This is a genomic window from Comamonas sp. CMM02 (assembly GCF_014851485.1).
Taxonomy (GTDB): Bacteria; Pseudomonadota; Gammaproteobacteria; order Burkholderiales; family Burkholderiaceae_C; genus Comamonas; species Comamonas avium.
Genome location: NZ_JACUZW010000003.1, coordinates 697714 through 716431, shown reverse-complemented (window position 1 = coordinate 716431; position 18718 = coordinate 697714). Strand labels below are relative to the sequence as shown.

Sequence of the window (18718 nt, the reverse complement as noted above, 5' to 3'; positions counted from 1 at the left end):
TTTTAGCGCGCTGATGTGGTCAGCGACAGGTGGTGATTTTCAAGCAAGGCTTGCTGTGTCACGGGGCTTTGCAGCTGGGTCAACCACCAGTGCAAAGCTTTACCCAATCCACCATTGCCTGGTTTTTTCCATGCATAGCGCATGCGGATCTGGCGTGTAGGGCGGGTGACAGCCTTGGTGAGCAGTAAACCTGCTTGCGCATAGGGCTGCACCATCGTCTCGGGCAGGAACCCGCAGCCCAGGCCACGCACCTGGGCATCAATCTTGGCTTGCACGGTGTCGACCGTGAAGATGTCCTGCCCATTAAGCAGTCCCATGGAGACGCGTTCTTTTTGTGCCGAGTCAGCCACTACGACCAAACGGTGCTCGAGCAGCATTTCATCTGTGATCGGCGTTTGTATTTGTGCCAAGGGGTGAAAAGGTGCCACGGCAAAGGCGAAGGTGATATCGCCCAGATCGTCCAGTTGCAGTCCCGTCACGCTGGTGTTGGTGGTGCCAACGCCCAAGGCTAGATCGGCACGCCCGGTGGTCAGGCATTCCACGGGGCCGGTGAGCGTGCCCATGCCCAGCTTGAGCTTGGTGGGTGAGCCCAGTGCATAAAACGCCTCGACCAGATCAAACAAGGTGGCCTGAGAGATTACGCCATCTGCCACGATGGTCAGCTCTGGCTCCCACCCTGTTGCCACACGGCGAACGCGGTGTGCGACTGCATCAATGTCTTGCAGCAGGCGTATGCCTTCGGATAGCAGCGCCTGGCCTGCTTCCGTGGGCTGGGCCTGGCGTGCGCTGCGGTCAAACAAGAGCACGTCCAGTGCTTCTTCCATTTGCCGAACCCGGTAGGTCAAGGCGCTGGGCACCAGCCGCAATTGCCGCGCTGCAGCCGCAAAACTACCAGTGTCGGCAATGACTTGCAGCATGGCGAGGCTGTCTGGGGTTAAAACGTCACGAGGGCTTGGCATGCTGCGATACGTTCATTCAAAGAGTTTGAATGATGCCATCAAACTGGCTTGATCTGTAGCAAGGCTTTCACTTTTACAGTCGAGGTATTGCAGCAAACCGCTGCCGATATTAAGGAGCCACTCATGATTCATATTCGCAAATCTCAAGACCGTGGTTTTGCCAACCATGGCTGGCTCAAGTCATTCCACAGTTTTTCATTCGCAGGCTATTACGACCCCAAACATATGGGCTGGGGTAATTTGCGTGTGATCAACGAAGACCGTATTGCAGCAGGTACGGGCTTTGGCGCACATCCCCACAAAGACATGGAAATTGTCAGCTATGTGATGGATGGTGCGCTGTCTCACGAAGACAGCATGGGCAATGTGCAGACCATTCAGCCCGGGGAAGTGCAGCGCATGACGGCGGGCACTGGCGTGGTTCACAGTGAGCACAACCGTGCCGAAGGCAAGGCCACCCATTTCCTGCAAATTTGGCTGCAGCCTAGTGGCACGGGCCTGGAGCCTGGTTATGAGCAAAAGCGTTTTACAGATGCAGAAAAAACCAATGTGCTGCGTTTGGTGGCCGATCCTCAAGGGTTGCAAGGTTCAGTGCATTTGAATGCGGATGCGCGTATGTATGCCAGCTTGCTGCGCCCCGCTGCAGGCCAGGTCGTGCAGTTGACCCATGAGATTGCTGTTGGCCGTAAATGCTATGTTTTTGTCATCGACGGTGAGGTGGTCGTTGCGGGCAAAAAGCTGACAAGCGGAGATGCCTTGCTTGCAGAAAATGAGCATGCGTTGCCGTTTGAAAGTGATCAGACCGCTGAATTACTGGTATTCGATTTGGCTGCATGAAAACTGCTCGGCATGGGGGAAGAGTTTTTATTCACAACACGGGCATTGCCCAAGGAAAGTACCGTATGAATCATTCAATGACTGCCACATTCGCACTGGTTGGTCGCATCTTGATGGCCTGGCTGTTCATTCCCGCTGGATTTGGAAAGCTGATGGGTTTTTCTGGTGCGGTCGGTTATGCCAGTGCCATGGGCCTGCCAATGCCAGAGGTCGGCGTTGCGGTGGGCCTGCTGATTGAACTGGTGTGCGGCATCATGATCTTGATTGGTTTTATGACGCGCCCTGCGGCTTTGCTGCTGGCTTTCTTTACGCTGGTTGCAAGTTTCTTCTTTCATGCTTACTGGTCGTTGCCAGCAGATCAGGCCATGGTGCAGCAACTCATGTTCAATAAGAACATTGCGGTCGTGGGTGGTTTGCTCGTGCTGGCCGCCTTTGGTGCAGGCACTTTCAGCGTGGATGCCAAGCGCAACCGTCTGTAATGCCAATCAACGCCACATTGCTGTGGCGTTGATTGCGGTGTAGACAAGCATTTGCACTGCTTTAAATGAAAAAAGAGCTACCTGTAGGTAGCTCTTTTGAGTGGGTGTTCTCTATGCTGGTGGCTTACACGGGCTGTGTGGGGGTCACCATGGTTTTGATGCGGTTGGCCAACTGGGCAATTGCCAAAGAGGCTGCGCAGCCTGGAGAGGCTTGAATCAGTAGCTGGCGACGCATGACGGCCTCACGAACTGCTTTGTCTGCAGGAATGTCTCCCATGTGAATCAGGCGCATAGGCAAGCCTGATTCAGAGTGAACAAAGCGATTGAGCACCTGCTGCAATTGACCGGTGATGGCGCGGCCATCGCCTGGACGCGCAGCTTGGTTGATCACCAAGCGCATGTTGTGGCGCTTTTGTTGCGTGGTCAGTACTTTGATGGCGGCGTAAGCGTCGGTCAGAGATGTGGGTTCCGGGGTTGCCACAATCAAAACTTCGTGGGCCAGAGAGACTGAAAACAGCACTACGTCCGAGATGCCGGCGCCTGTGTCCAGCAGCATGATGTCGTAGTTGGGAGCCAGGGTGTCAATGACATGAATGAGCTGGTTGCGCACTTCAGGGGTCAGGCGTGAATACTCCACCATGCCTGAGCCGGCAAGCAGCACATGAAAGCCGCCCGGGGCTGTGACAACCGCTTCTTGCAGCGAGGCCTTGCCGGTGAACACGTCATGCAATGTGACTTTGGGGTACAGGTTGAGTACCACGTCCAAGTTGGCCAGACCCAAATCTGCGTCCAGCACCAGAACGCGCAAGCCATGGCGCGTCAGAGCCGCAGCCAGGTTGGCGGAAACAAAGGTTTTACCCACACCGCCTTTACCGCTGGTGACAGCAATGATGTGGGCGCTGGATGCGTTGCGCGGGCGCGGGCCGTAGGAGGTGGTAGCCACTTTGGTCGGAGAGAGGGGGGACAGCACGTCGCTCATTTCAATGCATGCCTTCAGTTGACGCCATCAGCCGAATCCGTAGACGCGGCCAACACTTCGATCCAATCACCAGACCACGTGGACGTGTCGGCGCTTAACTCAGGGATGAAGAGCAAGTTTTTTTCCTCTGCAGTCACGGTGCTGTCAGGTTGTTGTTCGATTTCAATGCGGTTGCGGCCAGCGCCTTTGGCCACGTAGAGCTGCTGGTCTGCACGCTCTACCCAAAGTTTGCGTGTGCTGCGAATCCATTGCAGGGCATAAGCGCCGCCGATGCTGACGGTCACCTTGATTTCGTGGCCAGAGGCAATGCGAATGTGCAATGCTTCTACAGCCCGGCGTACTCGATCCGCCACGTTTTGGCCATAAGCCGGCTGGCAGGCGGGCAGCACAATGGCGAATTCTTCACCGCCATAGCGCGCCAGTGTGTCCATGGGCCGCACACATCCAGTCAGCGCATGCGCAACTTGCTGGAGTACAGCATCACCGACGTTGTGCCCATATTGATCGTTCACTTGCTTGAAGTGATCAATGTCAATCATGAGCAGCAAGGCCACATCCCCAGAGCGCGCAACGCGATCAAGTTCCCGGTCCAGTACCGAGTCAAAATGGCGGCGGTTGGCGGTGCCTGTTAAGGGGTCTCGCAAGGACAAGTCACACAAACCGTCAATGATGGCTTGCAGCCGGGCGACTGCATCGATTTGCGCGTGGGGCAGTGCGACACTTTCTTCTTCTCCAAGCAATGCCAAAGCTCCGTCCAAGCGGAGTTGCTGAAAAGCGGTCAGTGATAAGAAGTTAGTGCCAGTCACAAAACGATGGTTTAGCGCCATTAATGCGGTCAAGTGTAGCAGTCTGTGCAGTAACGATGCGGGCTTTCAGCCTATTTGGTTGTGCAAGATACACGCATTGTTAGCAACGCTTGCGCGTTGGTGCGTGACAGTTGCAAATCAGGCCCTGACGCCAGAGCGCCAGCCTTGTCCAGTATGGCCTGTACTGGCAACTTTAAACCGCCAATATGCAGGCAAATACCCTGCTTTCTCAAGCTTTGGCGCAGTCGCATGAAACTTTCTACCCCAGTCACATCAATGCGGTTAATGGGTTGCGCATCCAGGTACACGATTTGAATATGTGGCTGCTGCTGGAGTACTTGGGTGACGTAGCGCTCCAGAGCGGCTGATGAAGCGAAGTCCCACTCTGCATCCATGCGCAGTGCCAAGACGTGCGGAGCAATGGCAGGCAGGTCCCAAATGCCACGCGAACGCAAACTGCCATCGGCGTGTTCCCCAATTTCGAGAATGCGAGGGTGCAGCCGCTGGTAGAGAAAATGGCACAGACTGAGCAGCACACCTGTTAAAACGCCCCAGTACAGGCGCGGAGCAGTGGCCAGAGTGAGTACAAATGTTGTCAGTGCAATGCCGCCTTCAATGGGCGAGATGCGGAACAGGGCGCGCAAGCTGCGTGGCTGAATCAGGTTGATCACGGCAGACACTACCACTGCAGCCAATGCCGCCTGTGGTACGTGGTAGAGCACAGGGGTGAGCCACAGCACAGTCACCAGCACCATGGCAATTGCAAAGACAGTTGCCCAGCCTGTTTTTGCGCCCGAGTGCAAGGTGACTGCGGAGCGCGAAAAAGATGCGCTGATGGCAAAACTGCCACTCAAACCAGCGACAACTTTGGCCATGCCCTGTGCAATCAGGTCCTGGTTTTCATTCCAGCGCGTTCCGGTGTGGCGGTGTTCCACTTGCGCGCTGGATGCAACCTCCAAAAAGCTCACCAGGCTGATCATGAGCACCGGCAAAAGTAGCCGGGTGAACTGATCCATGGTGATGGCGGCAGGAATCGCCAGGCCAGGCAGGCCTGCAGGTAAGTGGCCTACGATGTTGCCATCGTGTTCGGCATAGCCCACTGCAGCGCTGATGATGCCGCACAAGGCAACCACCATGACGGCAGCCGGCAGTTTTGGGGCCAGCTTTTTGAGCAAGAGCAGGGCGGCCAGCCCACCGGCACCAAAGCAAAAGGCCAATCCATCAAAATGGTGAAGACTGGGGTCGTGAAACAAGGCGCTCCAGGAGCTGCGCAAACCCAGCAAGTCAGGCAACTGGGACAGGAAGATCAAAATGCCTGCAGCTTGGGTGAAACCGTTGAGGACAGGCGAAGTCACCAGATTCACCAGCCAGCCACTGCGCAGCGCACCCAGCAGCCACTGCACTGCACCCGCCATGATGGCCATCCATGCGGCCAATGTGACCCACTGGGCACTGCCGGGCTCGGCCATGCCTACCAATGAAGCGCCGATGAGCAAACTGGTCAACGCCGTAGGGCCAACTCCCAGACGTGGAGATGCGCCCCACAGAACTGCCACCAGCGAAGGCAGTAAAGCGGCATAAATGCCTGTAACCAGTGGCATGCCTGCCAGTGCTGCATACGCCACGCCCTGTGGCAGCAGCATGAGGCCAATGGTGACCCCGGCCAGCACCTCATCGCGCGCCATGGCGGGACTGAGTCTGGGCCATGACAAAAAGGGGAACCACTGTTTCAATTGCATAGGTTCGCAATTGTGGATGCTTTTTAGGCCTCGTTACATGATCGCGATTGTCCTACGGATGCTTAGGAGCCATCCCACCAGTTGTAACAAGCAGAGAATCTACATTGCATCCACGTGGTCATGATGCGCAGTCTTGACCTTTTTTCATTACGACCAAGGATGAGGAGCTTTCACACTATGTCTATTACTCAAAAGAATTTGCTGCAGGTATTGGCTGTTTCTGCTTTGGCACTGGGTTTGACCGCTTGTGGCCCTAACGATGGTCAAACAACTGGCCAGAAGCTGGATAACGCTGTAGATCGCACGGAGCAGGCGGCTGAAAAAGCCAAGAGTGAAGTCGAAAAGGCAGCAGAGACCACAGGCCAGAAGCTGGAAAATGCGATGGATGCCACCAAGGATGCTGCCAGCAACGCAACCGCAGCCATGGGTGAGGCCGGTGTGACTGCCAAGGTGAAGGCAGCGCTGGTCGGGGATTCTGAACTGAGTGCACTGAAGATCGAAGTAGACACCAACGGCGGTGCGGTCACCCTCAGCGGTGAAGCGCCCAATCAAGCTGCCAAAGACCGTGCCGAACAATTGGCCAAGGGTGTAGAAGGCGTCACGTCGGTCAACAACTTGCTGACCGTGAAGTCCTGAACCCATTCACCAGAGCATCTCTAAACAGCAAGGCTGCCTTCGGGCAGCTTTTGTTTTGGGGAGCCAGCGCAACTTGCCGCTTAACATGTCACCATGACTGAACAAGCACGCCACATCTCGACCGACTTGGTGCATCACAGCTACCAAGCCCCGCAAGCATTTTCTGCGCCACAGCCCGCAGTGCACAAAGCATCGACTGTCATTTTTGACAATGTGCAAGACATGCGTACACGCCGGTGGCTGGATAAAAGCGGCTACACCTACGGCCTGCATGGCACACCGACGACGTACCAGCTCGAAGAGCGCCTGTGCAGCCTGGAAGGCGGCAAGCAATGTCTTTTGGTGCCCAGTGGGCTGAGCGCCATCAGCACGGTGTCTCTGGCGCTGCTGTCGGCAGGCGATGAGGTTTTGATGCCTGATAACGCTTACGGGCCGAACAAGGACTTCGCCGCGCATGAGCTGTCACGCTGGGGCATTCGCCATGTGCTGTATGACCCCATGAATGTGGCCGATCTGGAGGGCAAGATCACACCCGCAACCAAGCTGGTCTGGCTGGAGGCACCGGGCAGCGTGAGCATGGAGTTCCCGAACCTGATCGCCATGGTGCAGACATGCCGTGCACGAGGGGTCACCTCGGTGCTGGATAACACCTGGGGCGCTGGTCTGGCCTTCAAACCTTTTGATTTGCTGGCGGATGGCGGAAGTCTGGCGACCGATGTGTCAGTCCACGCACTGACCAAGTACCCCAGCGGTGGTGGTGATGTGCTGATGGGCAGCATCATGACAGTCAGCCCGTCGCTGCACATGCGCATCAAGCTGACGCACATGCGCCTGGGAATCGGTGTGGGCGCCAATGATGCGGAGATGGTATTGCGTTCGCTATCGAGCATCGCGTTGCGCTACCACGCACACGATGTCAGCGCCCGCGTTCTGGCCGCTGGCCTGCAGCGCCAGCCTGCGGTGGTCCAGTTGCTGCACCCGGCGTTCGAAGGGGCGCCGGGGCATGCGCACTGGAAAGCACTGTGTGGCAGCGCACACCAGGGGCAAGGGGCTGCTGCAGGTTTGTTCAGCGTGGTCATTGATGCACAGTTTGGTCAGGATGCGATTGACCGTTTCTGCGACAGCTTGCAGTACTTCAAGCTGGGCTACAGCTGGGGTGGGCCCATGAGTCTGGTGGTGCCTTACCAGATTGAAAGCATGCGCGGCTGCGGCGGCGGGGCCCTGAAGGCAGGCACAGTGGTGCGCTTTTGTGTGGGGCTTGAGGACACGCAAGACTTGCTGCGCGATCTGGCGCAAGCCTGGGAAAAGGCGTTTAGCCAAGCTTGGCAAGCATAGATATCATTGAAAATAAGAGCTGCAATCGCTTGTATTAAGGTGCTTTCAAGATAAAAACTATCTGAAAGTGCCGGCTGTACAGCGAAAGCAGCTTCTTTTTTTGTGCACGTGTTTCTCTGATTGACGCCCGAACGAGGCTGTGGTCTTCTGTCTTCATACAGGAGGCAAGGCTATGGCGACACCTGATTCCCAGACGATGGCTGCATCTTCCACTGTGGGGGCTGCGATTCATCTGCGGCCAGTGAGCTTGGCTGCGCCACTGCACTGGCTGGCGGCAGGCTGGCGCGACATGCAGCGTGCATGGAGTGTGTCGCTGTTTTATGGGCTGTGTTTTTGGGCAATGGCGCTGGTGCTGGGCTGGGTATTTAATGCCAGCCCGCAATACACCATGTCGATTGCCAGTGGTTGCCTGCTGGTAGGGCCTTTTCTGGCGATGGGCCTGTACGACACCAGCCGCAGACTGGAGCAAGGGCTGCAGCCTGACCTTGGTCAGTCCATTACCTGCTGGGACAAGCAACTGGGCAGCATGGGCATGCTGGTGTTTGTTCTGATCGTGCTGGAGCTGCTGTGGGGACGCGCTTCTTTGGTGGTGTTTGCCGTGTTCTTCAATACCGGCATGCCATCGACCACAGGGGTGCTGCAGGCGGTCTTTAACCCTGAAAACTGGCAGTTCTTGCTGGCCTACGCCGTGGTTGGTGGTGTTTTTGCCGCCGTCGTCTTTGGCAGTACCGTAGTGGCTTTGCCGCTGATGCTCGATCGCGGCACCGATGCGCTGACCGCTGCCATCACCAGCTTTCGGGTGGTGTTCAGCCAGACAGGGGTTATGCTGCTGTGGGCAGTGCTGATCGTGACTCTGGTAGCTGGGGCGCTGGTAGTGCCCTGGCAACTGCCGTTGATTGTGGTTGGCCCCTGGCTGGGCTGTGCCACCTGGCATGCATACCGCGCCTGCATAGCGCCTGCAACTGGCTTGTCAGCAACATCTGAAGATGGGTGTTAGAGTGGCCGCATTCACTGCAAGCCCTTCAACGAAAGCAAACATTGGCTACACCCAACTACGGATACGAAAAGCGTCAACGCGAACTGGCTAAGAAAAACAAAAAAGCAGACAAGTTGCGTGAAAAATCGGAGCGCAAGACTAACCCAGAGCAAGCGCCTGAAGGCGAGCCGTACCAACCGCAAAACTCGCTGCCCACACCGCCTGCAGCGGAGTAATGCCTCAACCAGCCTCGGGCTGGTTTTTTTATGGTTTCAGCAGCGGTTGCAGTAGCGGCCAGACGTTGTTGAGCATGAGGGGCTGCGCGGCCGCGGTGGGGTGAATGCGGTCAGTCTGGAAAAGGGCCGTAGGATTGGCGGCATCAGCCACCCCCTTCAAAAAGAACGGCAGCAATGTGGCCTTTTGCTCTTTGGCCACTTGAGCGAACAGCTGCTCAAAGTCTTGCGCGTATTTTTTTCCATAGTTTGGGGGCATTTGCATGCCAAGCAACAGCACCTTCGCCCCCGCGTTTTGTGCAGCCTGCGTCATGGCGCGCAGATTGTCCAAAGTGCCGGTCAATGGCAAACCGCGCAGCGCATCGTTGCCGCCCAACTCAATCACCACCACACTGGGCTGGTGCTGCTTGAGCAAGGCTGGCAAGCGTGTACGGCCGCCAAAAGTGGTTTCACCGCTGATACTGGCATTGGCCACCTTGGCAGGGCGTTGCTCGTGAGCCAGTTTTTGTTCCAAAAGTGCCACCCAGCCAGTGCCTCGTGCCAGACCATATTCCGCGCTCAGTGAGTCGCCCAGAACCAGAATGTGCGGCGTATTGGCCGCGTAAGCCAGTGGCCAAACTCCGAGTGCGGTCACAGACGCGATAAAGTGACGGCGGTTTCCCCATGTGTATGCGTTGTGCATGCTTGCTACAAGGTCTTTCATGTCTAAGAATGCTCCCCTTTTGCCCGTGATTGAGGTTGATCACCTGTCCAAAGCAGTATCTGACTCCACTGGCACTCTGGAGATTTTGCGCGATATTCACTTTAGCCTGCAGCCGCAGCAAACGGCAGCCATTGTCGGCGCGTCGGGCTCTGGAAAAAGCACTTTGCTGTCGATGCTGGCGGGGCTGGATACGCCCAGCCAAGGCACTGTGCGTCTGCAAGGCCAAGATATTTTTGCTTTGAGTGAAGATGCTCGTGCTGCGTTGCGTGGGCAAAAGATCGGTTTTGTTTTCCAGAGTTTTCAACTGCTGCCCAATCTGACTGCGCTGGAGAACGCCATGCTGCCTTTGGAGCTGGCAGGTGTGCGTGGCGCGCGGCAGATGGCCTCTGAGATGCTGCAGCGCGTGGGTCTGGGGCAACGCCTGGGGCATTACCCCAAATTGCTATCCGGTGGCGAGCAGCAGCGCGTAGCGCTGGCGCGGGCTTTTGTGGTGCAGCCTGCAGTGCTACTGGCCGATGAGCCTACGGGCAGCCTGGACCATGCCACCGGAGCGTCCGTGATGGACTTGATGCTTGAGCTGAACCGCGAGCAAGGGACAACCCTGGTGCTGGTCACGCACGATAGAAGCATTGCAGCGCAGTGTGAACGTACGCTGACCATTGAAGCGGGCTGTTTGGTTTAACTGCCAGGATGTTCCAAATGCTGGACAATCGCCGCATTCGTGAATTGGGGGCTTGATCCCCGCTGACTTGGAAAAACTATGACTGAAGCTACTGCGCGCCCAGAACTGCCTGATCACCTGTCGATCGACCCTTCCAGCAAATTTTTCAATGCTGCCGTGTTTGAACACGATATTGGTATTCGCCTCAACGGCAAAGACCGCAATGATGTGGAAGAGTACTGTGTGAGTGAAGGCTGGGTCAAAGTACCTGCCAGCAAGACGCTGGACCGCAAGGGCCGCCCTTTGCTGATCAAAATTAAAGGTGTTGTGGAAGCCTACTACCGTTAAGTCGTGTCGGCTTTGGCCCGCCAGGCAGCCCCTTGAGGCTGCTTTTTTATGCCTGCTGCGCATGCGCAGGAAAGAAAAAAGCTCCCTCATGGGAGCCTTTTTCTTTGAGCGCACCAGCCAGTTACATCAGCTGTTGCGCTCTTCCTCAGCCATACATACCGCAGCGGTAAAGATGACATCGGTGGAAGAGTTGAGCGCTGTTTCTGCAGAATCCTGCAGCACCCCAATGATGAACCCAATGGCAACCACTTGCATGGCAATGTCGTTGGAGATGCCAAACAACGAGCACGCCAAAGGGATGAGCAGCAGCGATCCGCCGGCGACGCCGGATGCACCGCAAGCGCACACCGATGCCACTACGCACAGCAAAATGGCGGTGGGAATGTCTACCACGATGCCCAGTGTGTTGGCCGCAGCCAGCGACAGCACGCTGATAGTGATTGCCGCACCCGCCATATTGATGGTGGCCCCCAAAGGAATGGCGACGCTGTAAGTGTCTGCATCCAGATTCAAACGCTTTGCGATCGCAAGATTGATCGGAATGTTGGCTGCAGAACTGCGTGTAAAGAAAGCAGTGACACCACTTTCACGCAGGCACATCAGTACCAGTGGATAAGGGTTGCGACGAATTTTGCACCACACGATCAGCGGATTGATGATCAAGGCAACGACCAGCATTGAACCCAGCAGCACGGCCAGCAAATGGGCATAGCCTGTCAGCGCCTGGGTGCCGGTAGAGGCAACGGTCGAAGCCACCAGGCCAAAAATACCGATGGGTGCCACACGGATGACGGCCTGAATGATCAAGGTAATTCCGTTAGAAAAATCGGCCATGGCCTGGCGGGTGCTTTCAGCGCCCCGACGCAGGGCGATACCGATGGCAATGGCCCACACCAAAATGCCGATGTAATTGGCGTGCATCAAGGCGTTGACGGGATTGTCGACCGCATTTTTAAACAGTTGCATCAGCACTTCTGCAATGCCGCCTGGTGCGGCCATGCCTGTTGCGGCATCCTTGAGCATCAGCGTCGTAGGGAACAGCATGCTGGCAAAAACGCCCACAATGGCAGCACTTAAAGTGCCAATCGCATACAGCCACAAAATAGGCTTGAGGTGGCTGGTCTGGTCAGGCCGCTGGTTGCTGATGGCCGCAATCACCAGCACGAAGACCAAAATGGGGGCCACAGCCTTTAGTGCGGAAATAAACAACGTGCCGAGAAACTCAACGCGCAGGGCCGCCTGTGGCCAGAAGATGGCCAGCGCAATGCCCAAAACGAGTCCAATGACAATTTGCGTGACGATGCTGGTTCGCTTTGACCAGCTCAGCAAAGGTTGAAAGATCATGGAAAAACTTGCACCACTTACATTGAAAGACGGCGAGTTTAGGTGCTCAAGCTTCAATGCTGATGGATATACCCTCATAACTGCATGGCATGAAGTGATGCTTTGGAACAAAAGATTTATCTAAGTCAACACAAGGTATCTTGAAGCGGCTGTTCTGCAATGTGCGCTTCGCTGGATAATCCCTTCCCTATGTCGTCCCCCAAAGTTCTTTTCGGCTTTCATGCCGTCGGCGTGCGCCTCAAGACCGCGCCCCAATCCATTATTGAAATTTATTACGAGTCCACGCGCCGTGATGCCCGCATGCGCCAGTTTTTGGAAAGAGCCAAAGAAGCTGGTGCACGACTGATTGAGGCCGATGCCATGCGCATTGCCAAGCTGGCTGGCAGCCATGGTCACCAGGGTGTGGCAGCGCGTGTGCAAGAGGTTCAAGATACCCGTACGCTGGACGAGTTGCTGGATGATCTGGAGGAAGCCGGAGTCAAAAACCCTCTGCTGCTGGTGCTCGATGGCGTGACCGATCCCCACAATCTGGGTGCTTGCCTGCGTGTGGCTGATGGTGCCGGCGTGCATGCGGTAATTGCGCCCAAGGACCATTCCTCGGGCATCAATGCCACTGTGGCGAAAGTGGCCAGTGGGGCTGCCGAAACCGTGCCGTATTTCATGGTGACCAATCTGGCGCGCACGCTCAAAGAACTGCAAGCGCGCAATATCTGGATCATTGGCACCAGCGGCGACGCAGACAAGCACCTGTATCAGGTGGACTTGAAGGGGCCTGTGGCTCTGGTGCTGGGTGCCGAGGGCGATGGCATGCGCCAGCTGACCCGCAAGACCTGTGATGAACTGATCAGTATTCCGATGCAAGGCGCAGTGGAAAGTCTGAATGTGTCTGTGGCCAGTGGCGTTTGTCTATACGAAGCGGTGCGCCAGCGTCAGGCCCATTGAGTTTTAAAACTGTAGTTGCGAGCCAGCGTCATGCCAGACTTAGAGGTCGAAAGCGCGAAGAGCCTTGAGCTGGCGCGCCAATGGGCGCATGCGGCGCAGCACTTGGTGGTCCTGAGCGGGGCTGGCGTCAGTGCGGAATCGGGTGTGCCCACGTTTCGTGATGCTCACACGGGCTACTGGGCGCAGTTTGACCCGCAGGAGATGGCTTCTGAGGCTGGCTTTCGTGCGCATCCACAGCGGGTATGGCAGTGGTACAGCTACCGGCGCGAGCTGGTGGCTGCTGTGCAGCCCAATGCGGCGCACCTGGCTTTGGCAGCTTTTGCAAAAGCTCATCCCGGTAAGCTAAGTGTGATTACGCAGAATGTGGATGGTTTGCACCAGCGTGCAGGCAGCCACGATGTAATTAGCTTGCATGGCGATGTAATGCGCAACCAGTGGCTCGATGCCTGTGGCCCGTGCTGCGAGATGGCCAAGACAGTGGCGCTGGGTGGACAGCCGCCACGCTGCAGCACCTGCGGCAATATGCTGCGCCCTGGTGTGGTCTGGTTTGGAGAGCATTTGCCAGTTGATGCGCTGGCGCGCGCAGAAGCGGTCGTGAATGCCTGTGATGTGATGCTGGTGGTGGGTACATCGGGCGTGGTTTATCCTGCTGCGGGTCTGGTATTTCAAGCCCACCAGCAAGGTGCCAAGGTTGTGATCGTGAATCCGCAGGCCACTGAGCTGGATATGCTGGCAGATGCTCTGCTGCGAGCCCCCGCAGCGAAGGTGTTGCCAATGATGCTGGACGGCGTTGTTTAATGCGGCTCTAAATCCAGCCCAAAGCACCGAGCAGTGCACCGGCAGCGAGCATCCAGAGCAAGTGCAATCTTGTTTTCCATACGAAAAGTGTGGCTGTGGCAGTCAGCAGCCATGGTGCCCAGGCATGGGCTGCGCCGGTATCACGAGCCGCCAGAATCCAGCCCGTGGCGAGCACCATGCCAACCACCAGAGGCATCATCCCCCAGCGAAAAGCGCGCACGCTGCGTAAAGCGTGGTTGCGGCGCATCCAGCGGGTACTGCTCCATGTGAGCAAAGAGCTTGGTAGCAGCATGCCACCCATGCAGGCCAAGCAAGCGGCCAAAGCCGCCAGCCAAGCAGACCAGCCGGTGTAGGGTGCCATGGCGTTCAGGCCAATGTTCCAGCCCAGCAGGGCCACGTACATGATGTTGGGGCCCGGGGCGGCTTGGGCAATGGCAATCGAGTCGGAAAATTGCTGCGCAGACAACCAGCCTTGCTGTTCTACGGTATGTCGGTACATCTCGGGTGCAGTGGCCATGGCACCCCCAACAGACAGCAACGAAAGCGACAAAAAATACGCAATCAAATGCAGCCAAGCAGAGGTATCCAGGGCCAGTGGCGTCAGCGTAGAAGTCATGGTGTTGTTCGCAGCCAGGTTAATCCACAGCCAATGCCGCCAATAATGGGCAGCACCCACCATAAGGGCCACTGCAGAAAGACCACCATGGAAAATGCAAGCATGGCCAGGAGCCAGCCCAGCCACAAGGGCAGTGGGTGTTTGTGCAGCGCCACTGAAAGTTTCAGGCCCGTGCCAATGACCAGTCCTGCAGCAACTGCACCCATGCCGCGCAGCGCACCACTGACTGCCGGGTGGCTGGCCCACTGAAGGTACAAGCTGCCTACAGCCAGTACCAGCAGCGTAGGCGCAATCAGCATGCCTGCTGTGGCTGCAAAAGCCCCGCGCCAGCCAAAATGCCGCTCGCCAAACATGATGGAAAGGTTGACCACGTTAGGGCCCGGGAGAATCTGTGCCACAGCCCAGTCCTGCGCGAACTGTTCTTGCGTCATCCAGCGTCTGCGGTCCACCAGTTCGCGTTGAACAACAGCCATGACGCCGCCAAAGCCTTGAAGTGCCAAGCTTGCAAAAGCCCAAAAAAGAGCACGGGGTGAAGCTGGGCTGGCAGTGGGCGCAGGGGAGGTCATGGGTATCTAGAAAAGGACTGCGCCGATGCTAGCGCAGGAATCCGCGCTCGGCATGGTTCGTGGGTTGCTGCAGTCAGTCTGTGTCAGGTGAGTGAGATGGCCCTGCTTACACCGCAGTGCGTTCTTGTAGCCATTGCTCGTGCGCCTCATGCAGTTGAGCCGGAATGACAACCAGTTCCTGGCCCAGCACCCGGGCCATCTCTTGCAAGGTGGATAGACGTGGGTCTAAGCCGTTGCTCTCCAGGCGCTGTACGGTCATGCGCGACAAGCCGGCCTGGCTGGCAAGATCGGCCTGCGTCATCTGGCGTGACTTGCGTACGGCAGTCAGTGCAGCAACCAAAGGGTGGGAAGGCTTGTCAGCTAGTTCTGGCGTTGGCGTGGTGTGGTTCATCCCCGCAATGTAATGCGATTTACCTCTGCCAAAGTCGTGGCTCACGCCTTAAGCGAACAGATTAAGTTTGGTGCCCAGGTTGCCATAGCGCGCCAACTCGGGTTGCAAAATGCCCATCTGTGTAGCGTTGAGTGTGGTTGCCGTCTCTTGCGCAGAATTTTTTTGTTCTGTGTGCGCGCGCCTTTTGAGGTCCTGCATGGTGGTGGTGTCGGTCACACGGTTGTGAGACCAAGCATTGGTCGCGTTGCGCAAGGCATTGGTGTAGCGAAGATCCATGATGTTGAGCCCATGCAGTCAGAAAGTCAGAATGGACTGACTCTAAAACTGCACCGCCACAGCCAAAGGCGCAATAAAAAGTGCAATCGCCGCCTTCATCCGGCATTGGTGTTTTCAATTGGGCCAGAACTTCAGCCAGTCGATGCGCCCCTGACCGCCTTCGTTCAGGCGCTGTATGAGGGGGGCGCTTTGCGATTCAGCGAGGCTCCACTGCATGTGCACTGCAGTTTGGTGGCGCACGTTCAGCAGCGTGGCCTGGGCCAGCTCCAGTTCGCGCCGCAGCCATCCTTCCATGGAATAGGGGATGCTGCATTGCAGAGTGATCACGCGTTGCAATGTGATTTTTTCGGCGAGGAGCAATGTTTGTGCAACGCTGTCTGTATAAGCCCGCACCAGCCCTCCAGCACCCAGCTTGATGCCTCCAAAGTAGCGCACGACGGTGGCCAGAACACCTTCTAGCTCTTGATGTCGCAGCACTTCCAGCATGGGGCGGCCCGCAGTGCCGCTGGGCTCGCCATCATCAACCGCTGCTGATTGCCCGCCCGCCAGCAGTGCCCAGCAGACATGGGCTGCACCGGGGTGCTCTTTGCGCAGCGCATCGACAACAGCCTGGGCTGTGGGTCGATCTTGCATGGGTTGCACGCAGCAAATGAAACGGCTTTTTTTGATGATGAGTTCGTGGTGCGTAGCACGGGAAATGGTTTGCGGCATAGCCCGGCGAGCTTAAACCAAGGGAGTGGGCCCGCAGCGCAGGGCTTTGGGATCTCCGTGCGCGACAGTGTATTGAGCGACACGCCAAAAGCAAGCTGTCCTACGGGCTGCTGGGCGGTATCTTTTTAAAGTGTGCACAAGGAGATAACTGCCATGACCACGCTACCTTCTACGCCCAGCCTGCTTGCCAGTCATACTTTTGGTCGCGAGCATCTGGAGCCACCGCCGCTGCCATCGTCGACGCAGCTTGGTCAAGGTTTGGGCGCTGGATCAATGGGTGTTGCCAGCTCTCCAGCTGTTGCTGGTGCAAGCCTGCCGCAAGATTTTGATCACATAGTTCGCAGCGTGGGCGAATGGTGATCAGCGAATTACCGCGAACTCAGAAACAAATAATCCGCCAGTTGGCGGATTATTTGTTGAAGCCTCGGCTCACCCTTTTTCGGGCAGTTGCTGCGGGCTAAAAATATCCCAGCATGCAATAAATAGGGCGGCAATAGCAGGGCCAATGACAAAGCCCGTGAGTCCGAAAATGGACATGCCGCCTAATGTTGAGATCAAGACAATGTAGTCGGGCATCTTGGTGTCCTTTCCGACCAGGATAGGACGAAGTACGTTGTCAACCAAGCCGATGACGAGGACACCATAAGCTGCAAGGACCAGTCCTTGTGTGGGGTTGCCAGTGGCGAGGAAATAAATGGAGACAGGGCCCCATATCAAGCTGGCGCCTACGGCAGGCAGCAGCGACAGGAACGCCATCAAAACACCCCACAGCACTGGGCCTTGAATATCCAGAATCCAGAAAATCAAGCCACCCAGTGCGCCTTGTGCGGTAGCCACTGCAAGATTGCCTTTGATCGTGGCGCGAATCACCGTAGCGAACTTTTCTATCAAACTTTGCTTGTGCTCTTTTTCCATGGGAATGGCATCGCGGATGCGAGTGGCCAGCCTGGTTCCGTCGCGCAGCAGGAAAAACAGCAAATAAAGCATGACACCAAAGCTCACGACAAAGCCCAGTGTGTTTTGTCCAACCTCCATGGCTTTGCCGGCAATCAATTTTCCGGCTTCTGCGGCAACGCCAGAGAGTTTTTCTTGAATTTCTCGGGCAGATGCCAGGTCGATACGCTCTAAAAATTGCAAAAGCCAGCCGGGCATGGCGGCATTGATTTGCTGAAAGTAATTGCCAAAGTCCAGTTGGCCAGAAGACATGCGGTTGTAGATAAGCACTGTCTCATTGACTACCGATGTTCCAATAAGGACCAGTGGCAAGATGACCACCAGCAAACACAGGACTAGAGTGACCAGTGCCGTTAAATTGGGCTTGTTGGGAAATCTGTGTAAAAGCTTTTTGTTGAGGGGATGAAACAAAATCGCTAAGACCAGTGCCCAAAATACTGCGCCGATGAATGGCCACAAAATCATGGCAAAACCAGCGCTTACTGCCGCAAGCAGCAGTAGGAAAGTTTTATTGGTAGTGTTTTGAGAAGGCATGAGCCAAAAGTGCAGGGCACCAAGAGCAGGGAATATCCGGAATGTACGCGAGTTGCCTGTGTCTCAACAGATGGGCAGCGTCTGCGTGCAGCAACTTGGGCGATGAGGCCGGGGTTTCTGAACGTGGTAAGCCAGCCAGGCCATAACAGGGATCTGCATGACTAGCATTGGTAAATTGAACATTAATGATCTGACACCGGGTGCGTTTTGGCCTTACGGCTGGATGCTGGGTAAACCCATGCCCGATGGCAATGGCGTGCCGCTGTTTTCGAACCCTGCCACCGATTTCTGGCAGGAACACCTGTTCAATACAGGCGAGGGCGGTGATGCAGAACTGTTGTGGGTCAACTACCGCAACCGCTCTCCAGAGTTCTCCAATCTGGAAAAACACCTGCTGACGCAGCAAGCTATCGTGCCGCTGACAGGGGAAGTCATCCAGGTTGTTGCGCAAAGCGCTGTGGATGGCAGCCCCGATCTGGACACCTTGGCCGCATTCCGTGTGCTGCAAGGGCAGGGTGTATGCATGGCGCCGGGGTGCTGGCACACCACGCGTGTCGCAGGTGCAGAGGTTACATGTTTGATGATGACCCGTTGTTCGACCACGGCGGACCTGATTCAGCACTTGACGACGTCTGTTCGCGCTGCGGAAAGCGCCATCGTGGATATCCCTGTGCAGCGGTTGCAAGGCCTGACAGCACGTGCAGAAATATCGGAATAAGCAGCGCAATAGTGTGGCATCGGCCTGAGTGCGCACTTGTGGATGCGATTTTTGCTGCAGTGCAAGAACAATTTACTTCAGTCTTACATAAGACCTTCGCCGCTAACTATTGCTTTCAATGGCACAATACTGGCAGCAACATCAGGCCCTTCCTTAGCCACAGTCGCATCCGCAAAT

Annotated in this window: 23 protein-coding genes; 11 read left to right on the top strand and 12 right to left on the bottom strand. The window is 56.4% G+C overall.

Translation table 11 applies throughout. The annotated features are described in order from the left end of the window. Positions 1-2 precede the first annotated feature (2 nt). The gene (locus tag IB213_RS12820; protein WP_192406928.1) at positions 3-959 is read right to left on the bottom strand and encodes a LysR family transcriptional regulator; all 957 of its coding nucleotides are present in this window, start codon (positions 957-959) and stop codon (positions 3-5) included. A 123-nt stretch (positions 960-1082) separates the two neighbouring features. On the opposite strand from IB213_RS12820, the gene IB213_RS12815 reads away from it, so the two are divergent. Both IB213_RS12815 and IB213_RS12810 read left to right on the top strand, forming a co-directional pair. Further along, positions 1083-1796, top strand: coding sequence for a pirin family protein (locus IB213_RS12815; protein ID WP_192406926.1), 714 nt, complete (start codon positions 1083-1085; stop codon positions 1794-1796). Positions 1797-1861: 65 nt separating this feature from the next. Further along, on the top strand, positions 1862-2275 hold the full coding sequence (locus tag IB213_RS12810) for a DoxX family protein (RefSeq protein ID WP_191721590.1): 414 nt from the start codon (positions 1862-1864) through the stop codon (positions 2273-2275). Positions 2276-2399: 124 nt separating this feature from the next. On the opposite strand, the gene IB213_RS12805 is transcribed toward IB213_RS12810, so the two are convergent. Genes IB213_RS12805 through IB213_RS12795 form a run of 3 tightly spaced genes read right to left on the bottom strand, consistent with a single transcriptional unit; the run spans position 2400 to position 5799 of the window. Further along, positions 2400-3254 (bottom strand): MinD/ParA family protein, encoded by an 855-nt coding sequence (locus IB213_RS12805; RefSeq protein ID WP_192406921.1) that lies wholly within the window; start codon positions 3252-3254, stop codon positions 2400-2402. Between the two features lie 14 nt (positions 3255-3268). Further along, entirely contained in the window at positions 3269-4081 is an 813-nt protein-coding gene (locus tag IB213_RS12800; RefSeq protein ID WP_192406919.1) for a GGDEF domain-containing protein, read from the bottom strand. A gap of 50 nt (positions 4082-4131) precedes the next feature. Further along, positions 4132-5799, bottom strand: a complete 1668-nt coding sequence (locus IB213_RS12795; protein WP_192406917.1) for a SulP family inorganic anion transporter — start codon at positions 5797-5799, stop codon at positions 4132-4134. Positions 5800-5976: 177 nt separating this feature from the next. On the opposite strand from IB213_RS12795, the gene IB213_RS12790 reads away from it, so the two are divergent. From IB213_RS12790 to IB213_RS12780, 3 genes are all read left to right on the top strand, one after another. After that, positions 5977-6435: a BON domain-containing protein gene (locus IB213_RS12790; protein WP_192406915.1), complete on the top strand. Its 459-nt coding sequence runs from the start codon at positions 5977-5979 to the stop codon at positions 6433-6435. Positions 6436-6528: 93 nt separating this feature from the next. Further along, positions 6529-7770 carry a PLP-dependent transferase gene (locus tag IB213_RS12785; RefSeq protein WP_191721595.1) on the top strand — a complete coding sequence of 414 codons (1242 nt, stop codon included), beginning with the start codon at positions 6529-6531 and terminating at the stop codon, positions 7768-7770. A 172-nt stretch (positions 7771-7942) separates the two neighbouring features. Beyond that, a complete protein-coding gene (locus tag IB213_RS12780; RefSeq protein ID WP_225213916.1) occupies positions 7943-8767 on the top strand; it encodes a DUF2189 domain-containing protein in 825 nt (274 codons plus the stop codon). A gap of 243 nt (positions 8768-9010) precedes the next feature. On the opposite strand, the gene IB213_RS12775 is transcribed toward IB213_RS12780, so the two are convergent. Further along, complete coding sequence (locus IB213_RS12775) at positions 9011-9682, bottom strand: arylesterase (protein ID WP_370551215.1); 672 nt, start codon at positions 9680-9682, stop codon at positions 9011-9013. Between IB213_RS12775 and IB213_RS12770 the strand changes: the two genes are divergently transcribed. Then, complete coding sequence (locus IB213_RS12770) at positions 9681-10364, top strand: ABC transporter ATP-binding protein (RefSeq protein ID WP_191721596.1); 684 nt, start codon at positions 9681-9683, stop codon at positions 10362-10364. The genes IB213_RS12775 and IB213_RS12770 overlap by 2 nt on opposite strands. A 78-nt stretch (positions 10365-10442) precedes the next feature. Then, the gene (locus tag IB213_RS12765; RefSeq protein WP_191721597.1) at positions 10443-10691 is read left to right on the top strand and encodes a DUF3297 family protein; all 249 of its coding nucleotides are present in this window, start codon (positions 10443-10445) and stop codon (positions 10689-10691) included. Between the two features lie 126 nt (positions 10692-10817). Here IB213_RS12765 and sstT read toward each other — a convergent pair whose 3' ends face one another. Then, complete coding sequence (gene sstT, locus IB213_RS12760; protein ID WP_191721598.1) at positions 10818-12035, bottom strand: serine/threonine transporter SstT; 1218 nt, start codon at positions 12033-12035, stop codon at positions 10818-10820. Positions 12036-12224: 189 nt separating this feature from the next. On the opposite strand from sstT, the gene rlmB reads away from it, so the two are divergent. Beyond that, on the top strand, positions 12225-12977 hold the full coding sequence (gene rlmB / locus IB213_RS12755) for a 23S rRNA (guanosine(2251)-2'-O)-methyltransferase RlmB (protein WP_191721599.1): 753 nt from the start codon (positions 12225-12227) through the stop codon (positions 12975-12977). Positions 12978-13007: 30 nt separating this feature from the next. Next, positions 13008-13775, top strand: a complete 768-nt coding sequence (locus IB213_RS12750) for an NAD-dependent protein deacylase (RefSeq protein ID WP_192406913.1) — start codon at positions 13008-13010, stop codon at positions 13773-13775. 7 nt (positions 13776-13782) lie between these two features. Here IB213_RS12750 and IB213_RS12745 read toward each other — a convergent pair whose 3' ends face one another. The 5 genes from IB213_RS12745 to IB213_RS12725 all read right to left on the bottom strand — a co-directional run bounded on the left by IB213_RS12745 (position 13783) and on the right by IB213_RS12725 (position 16335). Next, positions 13783-14391: a chromate transporter gene (locus tag IB213_RS12745; protein WP_191721601.1), complete on the bottom strand. Its 609-nt coding sequence runs from the start codon at positions 14389-14391 to the stop codon at positions 13783-13785. Further along, on the bottom strand, positions 14388-14957 hold the full coding sequence (locus tag IB213_RS12740; RefSeq protein WP_191721602.1) for a chromate transporter: 570 nt from the start codon (positions 14955-14957) through the stop codon (positions 14388-14390). The genes IB213_RS12745 and IB213_RS12740 overlap by 4 nt, the downstream gene beginning before the upstream one ends. Positions 14958-15063: 106 nt before the next feature. Next, positions 15064-15348 (bottom strand): helix-turn-helix domain-containing protein, encoded by a 285-nt coding sequence (locus tag IB213_RS12735; RefSeq protein WP_191721603.1) that lies wholly within the window; start codon positions 15346-15348, stop codon positions 15064-15066. Positions 15349-15396: 48 nt separating this feature from the next. Continuing rightward, the gene (locus IB213_RS12730; protein ID WP_191721604.1) at positions 15397-15624 is read right to left on the bottom strand and encodes a hypothetical protein; all 228 of its coding nucleotides are present in this window, start codon (positions 15622-15624) and stop codon (positions 15397-15399) included. Positions 15625-15738: 114 nt separating this feature from the next. Continuing rightward, entirely contained in the window at positions 15739-16335 is a 597-nt protein-coding gene (locus IB213_RS12725; RefSeq protein WP_192406912.1) for a YigZ family protein, read from the bottom strand. 153 nt (positions 16336-16488) lie between these two features. Here IB213_RS12725 and IB213_RS12720 point away from each other — a divergent pair, with 153 nt between their 5' ends. Continuing rightward, positions 16489-16695: a hypothetical protein gene (locus tag IB213_RS12720; RefSeq protein WP_191721606.1), complete on the top strand. Its 207-nt coding sequence runs from the start codon at positions 16489-16491 to the stop codon at positions 16693-16695. A gap of 69 nt (positions 16696-16764) precedes the next feature. Here the strand turns inward: IB213_RS12720 and IB213_RS12715 are convergent, their stop codons facing one another. Continuing rightward, complete coding sequence (locus tag IB213_RS12715; protein ID WP_191721607.1) at positions 16765-17823, bottom strand: AI-2E family transporter; 1059 nt, start codon at positions 17821-17823, stop codon at positions 16765-16767. A gap of 157 nt (positions 17824-17980) precedes the next feature. Between IB213_RS12715 and IB213_RS12710 the strand changes: the two genes are divergently transcribed. Continuing rightward, a complete protein-coding gene (locus IB213_RS12710; RefSeq protein ID WP_191721608.1) occupies positions 17981-18541 on the top strand; it encodes an ureidoglycolate lyase in 561 nt (186 codons plus the stop codon). The last annotated feature ends 177 nt before the right edge of the window (positions 18542-18718 follow it).